At 36.9% G+C, this 12,581-nt stretch carries 12 protein-coding genes; all 12 read left to right on the top strand.

What is annotated here, in order from left to right; translation table 11 throughout:
- The first annotated feature begins 5 nt into the window (after positions 1 to 5).
- Positions 6 to 884 carry a glucose-1-phosphate thymidylyltransferase RfbA gene (gene rfbA / locus OGV98_RS06245; RefSeq protein ID WP_138828692.1) on the top strand — a complete coding sequence of 293 codons (879 nt, stop codon included), beginning with the start codon at positions 6 to 8 and terminating at the stop codon, positions 882 to 884.
- Positions 885 to 1,298: 414 nt separating this feature from the next.
- Positions 1,299 to 1,850, top strand: a complete 552-nt coding sequence (gene rfbC / locus OGV98_RS06250) for a dTDP-4-dehydrorhamnose 3,5-epimerase (protein WP_032941356.1) — start codon at positions 1,299 to 1,301, stop codon at positions 1,848 to 1,850.
- On the top strand, positions 1,847 to 2,242 hold the full coding sequence (locus tag OGV98_RS06255; RefSeq protein WP_003842218.1) for a sugar 3,4-ketoisomerase: 396 nt from the start codon (positions 1,847 to 1,849) through the stop codon (positions 2,240 to 2,242). Before rfbC ends, OGV98_RS06255 begins: the two co-directional genes overlap by 4 nt.
- A 16-nt stretch (positions 2,243 to 2,258) precedes the next feature.
- A complete protein-coding gene (locus OGV98_RS06260; RefSeq protein WP_003842215.1) occupies positions 2,259 to 3,362 on the top strand; it encodes a DegT/DnrJ/EryC1/StrS family aminotransferase in 1,104 nt (367 codons plus the stop codon).
- Positions 3,359 to 4,624, top strand: coding sequence for an O-antigen translocase (locus OGV98_RS06265; RefSeq protein ID WP_032941354.1), 1,266 nt, complete (start codon positions 3,359 to 3,361; stop codon positions 4,622 to 4,624). The genes OGV98_RS06260 and OGV98_RS06265 overlap by 4 nt, the downstream gene beginning before the upstream one ends.
- Positions 4,625 to 4,627: 3 nt before the next feature.
- A complete protein-coding gene (locus OGV98_RS06270; protein ID WP_202581172.1) occupies positions 4,628 to 6,052 on the top strand; it encodes a hypothetical protein in 1,425 nt (474 codons plus the stop codon).
- Between the two features lie 65 nt (positions 6,053 to 6,117).
- Positions 6,118 to 6,897, top strand: a complete 780-nt coding sequence (locus tag OGV98_RS06275; RefSeq protein WP_138828690.1) for a glycosyltransferase family A protein — start codon at positions 6,118 to 6,120, stop codon at positions 6,895 to 6,897.
- Between the two features lie 23 nt (positions 6,898 to 6,920).
- Complete coding sequence (locus OGV98_RS06280) at positions 6,921 to 8,144, top strand: O-antigen ligase family protein (RefSeq protein ID WP_138828689.1); 1,224 nt, start codon at positions 6,921 to 6,923, stop codon at positions 8,142 to 8,144.
- A gap of 92 nt (positions 8,145 to 8,236) precedes the next feature.
- A complete protein-coding gene (locus OGV98_RS06285; RefSeq protein WP_213747798.1) occupies positions 8,237 to 8,809 on the top strand; it encodes an acyltransferase in 573 nt (190 codons plus the stop codon).
- 86 nt (positions 8,810 to 8,895) lie between these two features.
- Positions 8,896 to 9,915 (top strand): glycosyltransferase family 4 protein, encoded by a 1,020-nt coding sequence (locus tag OGV98_RS06290; RefSeq protein WP_202581173.1) that lies wholly within the window; start codon positions 8,896 to 8,898, stop codon positions 9,913 to 9,915.
- Positions 9,916 to 9,937: 22 nt separating this feature from the next.
- Positions 9,938 to 11,029: a DUF1972 domain-containing protein gene (locus OGV98_RS06295; RefSeq protein ID WP_003838940.1), complete on the top strand. Its 1,092-nt coding sequence runs from the start codon at positions 9,938 to 9,940 to the stop codon at positions 11,027 to 11,029.
- Positions 11,030 to 11,149: 120 nt separating this feature from the next.
- Entirely contained in the window at positions 11,150 to 12,556 is a 1,407-nt protein-coding gene (gene gnd, locus OGV98_RS06300) for an NADP-dependent phosphogluconate dehydrogenase (protein ID WP_032943921.1), read from the top strand.
- Positions 12,557 to 12,581 lie beyond the last annotated feature (25 nt).

Genomic DNA, 12,581 nt, shown 5'->3' on the forward strand with positions numbered 1-12,581 from the left:
ATGAAATGAAAACGCGTAAAGGCATTATATTAGCTGGTGGCTCTGGAACACGTCTTTATCCGGTGACAATGGCTGTTAGTAAACAATTGCTTCCGATCTATGATAAACCAATGATCTATTATCCGCTGTCCACGCTGATGTTAGCTGGGATTCGTGACATTCTGATTATTAGTACTCCACAGGATACCCCTCGATTTGAGCAGTTACTGGGTGACGGTAGTCAGTGGGGACTAAATCTGCAATATAAAGTACAACCGACGCCGGATGGCCTTGCTCAGGCATTTATTATTGGTGAAGAGTTTATCGGTAATGATGATTGTGCTTTAGTGCTTGGCGACAATATTTTTTACGGCCATGATCTTCCTAGATTAATGGAAACAGCCGTAAATAAAGAAAGTGGCGCAACTGTATTTGCCTATCATGTAAACGACCCTGAACGTTACGGTGTTGTAGAGTTCGACAAGGATGGCACAGCGATTAGCCTGGAAGAAAAACCACTTGAGCCAAAAAGTAATTATGCGGTGACAGGGCTGTATTTCTATGACAACGATGTTGTTGAAATGGCAAAGAACTTAAAACCTTCAGCACGTGGCGAGTTGGAAATTACAGACATTAACCGAATTTACATGGAGCAGGGGCGGTTATCTGTTGCAATGATGGGACGTGGCTATGCATGGCTGGATACAGGTACTCATCAGAGCTTAATCGAAGCAAGTAACTTTATTGCGACAATTGAAGAGCGTCAGGGATTGAAAGTTTCTTGTCCGGAAGAAATCGCATATCGCAAAGGGTTTATTGATGCAGAGAAAATAGCTCAATTGGCTAAACCTTTAGCGAAAAATAATTATGGGAAATATCTTTTAAAGATGATTGAGAATAAATAATAATCTATTTTAGCATTTTCATAATTATGTGTTACATAAATCTTCGGGATAGGCTTCATTAGTTCTTTGTGTTTTACGAATATTAGACATAATTTTATATGAAACTTTTAATGTTAGGCTAAATGCTCGAAAAAATGCTATGTAAATACTTCAAGATGATTGGAAGTGACAGTAGCATGATAAAATATAGGGAAAAGAAATAGTTTAAGTTGATTAAATTATCAAGTTGACATATTAACGCAGACAATGCTTATATTGGCATGTTTTTTTAGATAAAATTTTCTCGAATGAGTTAACTTTAAGTGTTGTTTATTTGCTAAGATCCGAAATGACCTTGGTAAGGCATTAGTAGATAGCTCCGTAAAATATCGAGAAAATGACTTTATGTATTGCTAGAATAAAGTAGAGGAACTGATGAATATAATTAACACTCCACTTAGTGGCGTTATGGTTATTGAACCTCGAGTATTCCATGATGAGAGGGGATATTTCTTTGAAAGTTATAATGATAAAGAATTCAAAAAATATATAAGCTCAGACGTTAGTTTTAAGCAAGATAATCAGTCCAAATCTAGTAAAGGTGTCTTACGAGGTTTACACTATCAGGAAGCTCCGTTTGAGCAAGGGAAGCTCGTCAGGTGTGTGAGTGGGGAAGTATTTGATGTAGCTGTTGACATACGTACAGAATCACCTACTTATGGCGAGTGGTTCGGTGTGGTGCTATCAGGAGAGAATAATAAGCAGCTTTGGATCCCTCCTGGATTTGCTCATGGTTTTCTTACTCTTAGCGAGCATGCCGAATTTCTATATAAGACTACAGAGTATTACTCACCGGATCATGAACGTTGTATTAAATGGGATGATGTAGATTTAAAAATAGAATGGCCTTCCATGGATTATATCATTTCAGAAAAAGATCAGCGCGGCTCAACTTTTTCTTCATTAAATACTAAGGAAGGAGTATGAAAATAAATCTTATCCCACTTCAGAAACATGGTGATGATCGCGGTTCATTAGTCGCTTTAGAAGAAGAAAATAATATACCATTTAGTATTAAAAGAGTTTACTACATTTTTGATACCAAAGAAGGTGTTCGTAGGGGCTTTCACGCTCACAAAGAATTAAAGCAAGTTGCAATTGCAGTCAAGGGGTCCTGTCGTTTTCTGTTGGATGATGGTACAGAGCGCATAGAGGTTGTGCTTGATAATCCAGCTCAAGGTCTTCTTATTGAATCGTACATATGGCGTGAAATGTATGATTTTTCGAGTGATTGTGTCCTTATGATATTAGCCAACAGTCATTATGATGAGAAAGATTACATTCGTGATTATGATGATTTTTTAAAGAAAGCAAATTAAATACGACAGGTTAATTATGATTAATTTTCTAAATTTGAAAGAAGTAAATGCCAGGTACAATGAAGAACTCAAAAATGCTTGTTCGAAGGTAATCGATTCAGGTTGGTACATTATGGGCGAGGAGTTACAAAAATTTGAAAGAAATTTTTCTGATTACTGTGGCGTTAAGCATGTAATAGGCGTTGCGAATGGATTGGATGCACTAATTTTAATATTTCGAGCCCTGAAGGAGATGGGTAAAATAAATGATGGCGATGAGGTTATTGTACAGGCTAATACATACATCGCATCTATTCTTGCGATAACTGCAAATAATTTGAAACCTGTACTTGTCGAGCCAGACCCCAGTACTTACAATCTTTCACCTCAGAATGTTAGGTTAGCAATAACAAATAAGACTAAGCTTATTTTACCAGTGCATTTATATGGTCAGTTATCTCCAATGCCTGAGATTATGGAAATCGCAGATGAATTCAATTTGCTTGTAGTCGAGGATAGCGCTCAATCACATGGTGCAAATATTAATGGCAAAATGTCGGGTAATTGGGGGATTGCATCAGGATTTAGTTTTTATCCGGGAAAGAATCTTGGTGCATTGGGGGATGCAGGGGCAATTACAACCAATGATGATCAATTAGCTGATGTGCTTTATGCCTTGAGAAACTATGGCTCACAAAAAAAATATGAAAATATATATGCAGGCGTTAATAGTCGTCTAGATGAAATCCAAGCTGCAATGTTAACTGTAAAATTAAAATATCTTCCCCAAGAAACTCTTCGCAGACAAGAGATAGCAAATCTTTATATTAAAGGTATTAGTAATCCTTTAATCCATCTTCCTGCTGTTACAATTGACTCAGCACATGTATGGCATCTATTTGTTGTAAAATGTGAATACAGAGATTTGTTACAGTCCTGGTTAGCAAAAAATAATATCCAGTCTTTAATTCATTATCCTATCCCGCCACATAAACAGAAGGCCTATGAGTGGATGAATGATATTGATTTACCAACAACTGAAAGCCTTCACAATATGGTATTGTCAATACCGCTGGATCCAACAATGTCCAATCTTGATGTGGAAAAAGTAATTGAAGCCTTGAATGAATTTTCTGTATGAAGAAATTGCTAAAGGTTACAGCTATGACTGGTTCATTAACATTAGTCAAAATGTTAATGGGTTTCATAATTGCTAAAGTAGTTGCGATCTATACTGGCCCATCAGGAATGGCCATGCTGGGGCAAATTCAAAGTGTGGTTACCAGTCTTAATGGTCTGGTAAATGCCCCAACGAGTAATGGCATTATCAAGTATACAGCTGAATTTTCACCTAAGGGCACAGAAGCATGTGCCCCATGGTGGAGAGCCGCAGTACACTGGGCTCTGGTTATAAGCATACTTGCGATTGCCATTACCATTAGTTTTTCAACGATGCTATCGGGATGGTTATTTGACAATACTGAGTATGCCTGGTTGCTTATTCTTTGTGCTTGCTCATTGCCTTTAGTGACCTTAGGTACATTGCTAACATCAATCATCAATGGAAAACAGCAATATCGACAATATATAAAGGTAGGTATGTTTTCGACACTGGTTACTGCAGGTGTCATGGTTTACATGGTTATTAGATATGGTATTCAGGGAGCATTAGTCGCTGCGGCTCTTCAGAATGCCATTGTGGGTATTGCTATGTTGGCGTTAAACTTCAGGCAACCATGGTTTAACTTTAATAATTTTTGGGGAAGAGTAGAGCGAAAATACTTGTCCGGCTTGGGAAATTATATTCTCATGGCAGTAACAACTGCTTTAACTGTACCTATATCATTCATTTTTGTGCGTAACGAAATTATTGCAAATACAAGTTGGGTTGATGCAGGACAATGGCAGGCTGTATGGCGTATTTCAGAAACATATCTTTCAGTATTGACCATCGCGCTTGGAACTTATTATTTGCCTAAACTGGCTACCTTGACTTCACGAAGCGAAATGCAGATGGAAATTATTAATACTTTGAAGGTCGTAATTCCGTTTGCGATATTGAGTGCTGGTGCTGTATTTTTTTTTCGTGATTTAGTTATTAAGATTCTTTTCACCGATGAGTTCAAAGGTGCAAGGGATTTGTTTTTAGTTCAACTTTGTGGAGATGTCGTAAAAATTATAAGTTGGGTTATTGCATATCCAATGCTTTCTAATGCTAAAACAAAGCTATATATCTTTTCGGAAATTTTTTTCTCTTTAACATTAGTTTTATTTACTCAATATTTTGTGAGACAACTCGGTGTGCAAGGGGCTAATTACGCATATTTGACAAACTATTCACTATATTTGATTGTGATGATGTTTATGTTTGTTTTTTCTAAAAACTTTCTTTGTAAAAACTAGAATATGAATAAAAATCTCTTGTTAACAAAAGTAAATGAGTATATTTTTGATGATAAAGAGTTAAATCTGTCTATTAAAAATGCTCAGAAAATCGGTTCATTGCTGTGGTTTAACAATGTTGGAATTTATGGTTTAGCTGATATTGAGAGTGAATTGTGTGATTTATGCTATAACTCTAAAAAATGGCATGAAACCATAGGCTGTAGCCCCAACGAATTGTTTGTTGTCAGTGAACCTTACCTAACCGGTGGGCACACTCGACTAATGGAGAGATTATCTCAATACTGCGAAAACAAACCTGATTTACTGATAACCAGAATGCCACATAATACAGACGTGGTAGCGAGAATGGAGACTTTTTTTAATAAAATCACAGGTATATATGTGTCAAAAAACAATTATTTGATGCATGTTTATCGGTTGGTTGAAAAAATACAACATTACAATAAAGTTGTACTAAATATACATCCTGATGATATCAGTGCGGTTATTTCATGTGGTATTGCAAAGAAAAATAATCCAAAGTTGAAAGTGTTTTTCGTGAATCACGCAGATCATACTTTTTCTTTTGGGCAAACTATTGCTGATCTTTGGTTTGAGCTCAGCGAATTTGGTAGGCGGATTGATGTCTTAAGGAATTTAAAAACGGAAAAATCGTTTCTAGGTATCCCACTTGATATTGCAATTATTGATAACGAAAAACATCTTCAGACATCTGGGATTTCAAATGGTGATTTGTTAGTAACTGCTGCCGCTGGCTTTAAGTATAAACCTATTAGAAATGAGACTATAACAAAAATAATTCACCCTATACTTGATAAATATAGTAAATCTAAAATTTATGTCATAGGTGTTAGTAAATATAGAGACTATTGGTGGTGGGCAACAAAACTCAAATATAGAAGTCGAATCGTACTTCACTCAACTCTTAGTTATGAAGAGTATCTATCCCTAACTAACTCAGCGAAGGGATATATCGATAGTCATCCTTTGCCTGGTGGTTCGGCTTTCGCCGAACAGTTTTTTAAAGGGAAATTTTGCATTGGTTTACATAGTCCAGTTCAGGGTTATACACCGATTGAAGTATTTAAAATGAGAAAATTCACGGGGTTTCATAAATCTGATAATAGAGAATTTAGACGTGTTCTGGATATGGCTATTGAGGTTCATTCAAGCGATAAAGTTAAAGAGCGTTTTCTCTTGGCATTAGATGGTACTATTTGCAAAAAAAATCTTTGTCAGAGTTTTATAAAATGGAGTGGAGATGAACATTTTCTAGAAAATAAGCACATTGCTAATATTCCCAACCATTTAACTTTATTTGATGCTCCCTATGGTATATTGCTGAGATTTTCGACTTCGTGGGCAATGGTAAAATTCATTACAGCAAAAATTGTTAATCAAGTAAAGTTCTTAGTAGGTCATTGAGAAAAAATATAAAAGGGTGGTGTTGTCTTTATTGCACTATTGTAAATATATTTACGGTAAATTAAATGATATTAAAACTACTTGTTGTCATATACAATAAAAAGCTAGAAGTTAATGTTGCAGTCAATAGTGTGAAAGAGTCACAGAGAACATTTGAGAATTTTGACGTTATTGTATGGGATAATAGCGATGATGAGAAGATACTAGAACAAAATCAAAATTATGCGACTAATAACAACATCACCTATCGCACAGAAAAAAAGAACTGTCCGTTAAGCTATGTTTATAATAAGATTATTAATGAAAATAAATTAGATTTTATTATTATATCAGATGATGATACTGTATATAATAGAGTTTACTTCGCTGAGTTGGAGCAAGAACTTCAAAGGGATTATTTAGTTCATATCCCTCAGATATATGTTAATGGGGCACTGAAGAGCCCTGCAAGGATGGGTATTGTTGTTGGTAAGCATCTTAACTCCATAAACCCTGGATTGCATCCGAAACTATTGGCTATTACTAGTGGAATGGTTATAAATCGAAAGCTTTGTGATATATTCAGTCCATTGTTTGATGAGTCGCTTAATTTATATGGTATTGATACTGATTTTTTTATTAACTTATCCAAGCTAAATATCCCAGTAAATGTGCTTAATACTAAACTTGAGCATGATATGTCAATGTATGATGATGGCATTGTATTAAGTAAAAGAGAAAAACTTAGTAATTTTAGATATGTTAATAGCAAAAAAGCAACGATTTATATAAACTTTAAACGTTCTATAATCCATGGTTATTTAGCTAAGGTTTATTATTTTTTGTACGAACGTTTAAAAGCTTAGCATTGAGATTGAGAAAATAATATATGCTAGTAATACAAATATTCGATGTGGTTTTCTTTTTAATCATATTAATTACTTTGTTACTGAGTGGTCTCAAGCGAGACACTACCCTGTTTTTTGTTCTGTTAACATGTTTATATGGCTACTATGATTGGATCTATTTATTAGCAAAAGACTATGTTAATCATAGTATTGTTCTTATATCTGGATATGCAAAAGAGATAGCAGTGTATTTATTGTGTATGATTTATATGGGAAGATTATTCTTGAATCATAATAAATATCAACAAGTCCTGCTGACGCTTTCCATTCTGATAGTTATCTCTGTATTAGGCATAATGAATAATGGGTTAAGCAATTATTTTATTGGTTTTAATTCATATGTGCCGATGTTACTTCTTCTCATCGCAATTTGTCAGACGGATGCTTTTGTTAATAAAAAAAACTATATTAATGCTTGTTTTATATTGATTGTTCTGCCAAACGCTATATTCGCATTATATCAATATTATAATTATCATATGATAAAGGATTTTTGGTTCTATGATTCATTCATGAATATGGATTTAGCGTTGAATGAGTGGGACTATTTTCGTGAAGGCTTTGTAAGACCGTTTGGATTTTTTAGTAATACCCTATCTTTGGCTTTTTTTTGTTTCTTCATTTTCGTTGGTTCTAGCGTTTATTCTAAAAATTCCAAAATACTAGTGATGTTGATTTCCCTTATCCCTGCACTACTATCAGGAACCCGGACCATCTTCCTTGTTGCTGTATTATTCTTCTGTTTGCTTTTTTTATACAAAATCAGAATGCATTATAAATTAAAAACTTATAGTTACATACTGCTCGTTTTGATCGGTTTTATTGGGACATTATTTGTCATTGTTAATTTAAGCGGCGACTTATCATCATTAGGTAGAGTAACCCAATGGACAGATGTTTTAACTGATCTTAAAAGTAATCCACTTGGTCATGGAGTTGGCTTTGCCGGGGTTGGTTTAGAAAAATGGCCTGATTCAAATGTTATTGCGTATATATATATGGCTGGCTATATTGGTCTTGTTATTGCACTATATTTTCTCATCAAGATTTCTGCGGTGCTTTCAAAAGATGGAAATCAATCATATATATTTTTGTTACTGATACTGTATGTTGCGCTTTTTCAAAATGTCAGTGCTGTTATCATGTTGCCAATAATAGCAATGTCGGTTAAAAGTAGGGTAGATAATATAGAACGGTGTAAATAATGCGTACATTTTTGAGATCTTTAGCGTATAACGATGAGTCATATAATTTTCGAGTATTATATCGAATTTTAATGATGTTTTCTCGAGCATTCATGAAAACATTTTGCCGCAGAGGTCGCTATTCATATCCTTTATTTTTCCATTCCAGAGTGAAAATTATTGGTGATAGAAAAAAACTATCAATTGGTAAAATGACAAAGATAGAGGAGAATGTCATAATCCAGTGTGACTGTACTAAAGGGATCAATATTGGTGAGAAATGCACTATTGGTTCTGGAACTAGTATTCGTCCTTCTGGCTATTATGGAGGAATGAAGGGAGAAGGGCTTTGGGTTGGTAATCGAAGTGCTATAGGGATTAACTCATTTATTGGTTGCTCTGGGTATATTCATATTGGGGATGATGTTATTATTGGCCCTCATCTAACAATTATCGGTGAAAATCATATTTTCACCGATAAAACCCGTAATATTAAAGAACAAGGAGTTGTAAGAGGTAATGTAACGATTGAAGATAATGTTTGGATCGGCTGCAACGTTACGATTCTAAGTAATGTCACAATTGGTACGGGTTCTGTTGTTGCTGCAGGAGCCGTCGTTCATAAGTCTTTTCCTCCATTTTCTTTAATTGGCGGAGTGCCAGCAAAACTGATTAGAGATCGCTAATGGCTCAATGTATAGAAAATCCTGTTCTTTACTATTTTGTTCACTTGTACAATGACTTCAGTGGTAGCCCTCGAGTATTGAGGGAGATGATCAGCACTGTTTCCTCTGAAAAACACTTGATTACCAGCGATGGCGAAGGTGTGCTATCAGATATTGATGGTGTGGAATATCATCAATTTCGTTATATACCGAACAGCAATAAATTTGTTAAGCTTTACCAGTTTGTAGTTGCAAATATTATCATTTTTCATATGCTTTATCGCCTCTTAAAGGCTAATAAAGCTCAGGAACAACATGTGATAGTAAATACAATGCTGCCATTTGGGGCAATGTTTGCTGCGCGAATAATGAAAGTCAGAACAACAGTATATATTCATGAAACATCTATAAAACCGATATTACTTAAAAAGTTCCTTCGTTTTTGTATCAATAAATGTGCTAGCGAAACTATTTTTGTTTCAAACTATCTTTTTGAAACAGAAAAATTAGAAAATATTACTAATCAATATGTGATCTATAATCCACTAAGCAACTCACTTATTACTCCTATAGATGAATTGGATATTGATGCGAAATACCATGGGCGCAATGTATTGTTTTTGTCCTCTCTCGTTCCCTATAAAGGATTAGATGATTTCCTTGCAATTGCAAAAATGGCAATTGTTAAGAGTCAAGATATTAATTTTCATATGGTTTTGAATTGTTCTGTAACACAGTTCAACTCTTTTTTGAAAGAGAGGGAGATACCGCGAAATGTGACTATGTATAATCGACCAAAAAATTTAAGGGGACTATATCAAATGTCGTCTTTTGTATTAAATTTATCTACACCTGAGTGGATAGAAACGTTTGGGTTAACATTGGTAGAGGGGATGGCCAACGGCGCGATCCCAATTGGTCCCGTTACAGGTGGCCCTGCAGAAATTATTAAATCAGCATTTGGTTATACTATATCTCATGATAGACATGACGAAATTCTTAATAAAATAATTACTTTACTTAATGATCGTGAAAATTTTTATGCGTTTTCTCGTAATGCTCGGGATGCGAGTGAAAGGTACTTTTTTGAGCAGTACCGGGAAAATTTACAGTGCATTTTAAAATAAAATAGGAAGAGTACTTTTACTCATGAAGAAAACAGTGTCAGTAGTTGGCGCAGCTGGAATTCCGGCATGTTATGGTGGATTTGAAACATTAGTGGAAAATCTTACTAAACATGCTTCTCCTGAATGCAATTATGTTGTTTACTGTTCTTCGCCATTATACGAAGTTCAAAAGAAAACTTATAATAATGCATCATTAAAATATGTTAACCTGCGCGCAAATGGCTTGCAAAGCATTCCATATGATATTATTTCTTTATTCAAGGCGCGTAAATCAGATGTAATATTAATCTTGGGTGTTTCTGGCTGTACGATTTTACCAATACTGAAATTTTTTACAAAAGCAAAAATTATAACTAACATTGACGGGATGGAGTGGAAACGAAATAAATGGTCAACCAATGTAAAAAGATTCTTGAAGTTATCTGAATGGTTTGCAGTAAAATTTTCAGATGTTGTTATTGCTGATAACATGCAAATTACTAAATATGTTAAACAATGTTATGGCGTTGAGGCAAAAACAATAGCCTATGGGGGAGATCATGTACTTTGTGTAGAAACGACAAATTATAACGATACTCCTTCGACTGATGAATATTACTTATCTTTGTGTCGGATTGAACCAGAAAATAATATTGATATGATACTTGAAGCATTTTCTGGTTCAAATAAGAGACTCAAGTTTATCGGTAACTGGGAAGCTAGTGAATACGGGAAAAATCTTCTGAGCAAGTATTCGTCTTTTAGTAATATTGAAATGATTAAACCAGTATATGAGTTGGATGAACTTTTTAAGCTCAGAAGTAATTGCCGTGCATATATTCATGGTCACTCAGCGGGAGGAACAAACCCTTCGCTGGTAGAGATTATGCATTTTGCCAAGCCAGTTTTTGCATTCGATTGTACCTTCAACCGATATACCACTGACGAACGCGCATTTTATTTCGCTAATTCTGTACAGCTACTTGGCTTGTTGTCAGATGCTGAATCAGGTGTCTTGGATGATGAAAAATGTGCAGTTAATATGAAGCTTATAGCTGATGAGCTGTACTGTTGGGATAAAATAGCTATGAAGTATGAGGATGTATACTTCGCGAGAGATAGCCAGGAAAGATAAAAATCAATCGCTGATTAAAGAGCGCAGAAGCTACTTTCTATGATGTATTTACATGGGTTATTATAACACGACTTTTGAACCGCGCTCTGCCGCGGTGACCACACCTGACAGGAGTATGTAATGTCCAAGCAACAGATCGGCGTCGTCGGTATGGCAGTGATGGGGCGCAACCTGGCGCTCAACATCGAAAGCCGTGGTTATACCGTCTCCATCTTCAACCGCTCCCGCGAGAAAACTGAAGAAGTTGTTGCCGAGAACCCGGGTAAGAAACTGGTTCCTTATTACACGGTGAAAGAGTTTGTCGAGTCTCTTGAAACCCCACGTCGTATCCTGTTAATGGTGAAAGCGGGTGCTGGCACCGATGCTGCCATTGATTCCCTGAAACCGTATCTGGATAAAGGCGACATCATCATTGATGGTGGTAACACCTTCTTCCAGGACACTATCCGTCGTAACCGTGAACTGTCCGCAGAAGGTTTTAACTTCATCGGTACCGGCGTGTCCGGTGGTGAAGAGGGCGCCCTGAAAGGCCCATCTATCATGCCTGGTGGCCAGAAAGAAGCGTATGAGCTGGTTGCCCCTATCCTGACCAAGATTGCCGCTGTTGCCGAAGATGGTGAACCGTGCGTAACTTACATCGGCGCTGATGGCGCAGGCCATTATGTGAAGATGGTGCATAACGGTATTGAATACGGAGACATGCAGCTGATTGCTGAAGCCTATTCTCTGCTGAAAGGCGGTTTGAACCTGTCTAACGAAGAGCTGGCAACTACTTTCACCGAGTGGAATGAAGGCGAGCTGAGCAGCTATCTGATCGACATCACTAAAGACATCTTTACCAAAAAAGATGAAGAGGGTAAATACCTGGTTGATGTGATCCTGGACGAAGCGGCGAACAAAGGTACCGGTAAATGGACCAGCCAGAGCTCTCTGGATCTGGGCGAACCGCTGTCGCTGATCACTGAATCCGTATTCGCTCGCTATATCTCTTCTCTGAAAGACCAGCGCGTTGCGGCATCTAAAGTACTGTCCGGCCCGCAGGCTCAACTGGCTGGCGATAAAGCCGAGTTCGTTGAGAAAGTACGCCGCGCGCTGTATTTGGGCAAAATCGTCTCTTATGCCCAGGGCTTCTCTCAACTGCGTGCCGCATCTGACGAATACAACTGGGATCTGAACTACGGCGAAATCGCGAAGATCTTCCGCGCGGGCTGCATCATTCGTGCGCAGTTCCTGCAGAAAATCACCGACGCCTATGCTGAAAACAAAGGCATCGCGAACCTGCTGCTGGCTCCGTATTTCAAAAATATCGCTGACGAATATCAGCAAGCACTGCGTGACGTAGTGGCTTATGCTGTGCAGAACGGTATTCCGGTACCGACCTTCTCTGCAGCGGTAGCCTACTACGACAGCTACCGCTCTGCGGTACTGCCGGCTAACCTGATCCAGGCCCAGCGCGACTACTTTGGTGCACATACGTATAAACGCACCGATAAAGAAGGCGTGTTCCACACTGAATGGCTGGATTAATTTATTAACTAGTAGCAGTTTTAGC

This window comes from Citrobacter sp. Cf136 (assembly GCF_030333815.1).
Classification (GTDB): Bacteria; Pseudomonadota; Gammaproteobacteria; order Enterobacterales; family Enterobacteriaceae; genus Citrobacter; species Citrobacter freundii.

Coding starts and splice junctions, on each gene's coding strand:
- rfbA (WP_138828692.1), top strand. CDS start 6: ATGAAAACGCGTAAAGGCATTATATTAGCTGGTGGCTCTGGAACACGT.
- rfbC (WP_032941356.1), top strand. CDS start 1,299: ATGAATATAATTAACACTCCACTTAGTGGCGTTATGGTTATTGAACCT.
- OGV98_RS06255 (WP_003842218.1), top strand. CDS start 1,847: ATGAAAATAAATCTTATCCCACTTCAGAAACATGGTGATGATCGCGGT.
- OGV98_RS06260 (WP_003842215.1), top strand. CDS start 2,259: ATGATTAATTTTCTAAATTTGAAAGAAGTAAATGCCAGGTACAATGAA.
- OGV98_RS06265 (WP_032941354.1), top strand. CDS start 3,359: ATGAAGAAATTGCTAAAGGTTACAGCTATGACTGGTTCATTAACATTA.
- OGV98_RS06270 (WP_202581172.1), top strand. CDS start 4,628: ATGAATAAAAATCTCTTGTTAACAAAAGTAAATGAGTATATTTTTGAT.
- OGV98_RS06275 (WP_138828690.1), top strand. CDS start 6,118: ATGATATTAAAACTACTTGTTGTCATATACAATAAAAAGCTAGAAGTT.
- OGV98_RS06280 (WP_138828689.1), top strand. CDS start 6,921: ATGCTAGTAATACAAATATTCGATGTGGTTTTCTTTTTAATCATATTA.
- OGV98_RS06285 (WP_213747798.1), top strand. CDS start 8,237: ATGAAAACATTTTGCCGCAGAGGTCGCTATTCATATCCTTTATTTTTC.
- OGV98_RS06290 (WP_202581173.1), top strand. CDS start 8,896: ATGATCAGCACTGTTTCCTCTGAAAAACACTTGATTACCAGCGATGGC.
- OGV98_RS06295 (WP_003838940.1), top strand. CDS start 9,938: ATGAAGAAAACAGTGTCAGTAGTTGGCGCAGCTGGAATTCCGGCATGT.
- gnd (WP_032943921.1), top strand. CDS start 11,150: ATGTCCAAGCAACAGATCGGCGTCGTCGGTATGGCAGTGATGGGGCGC.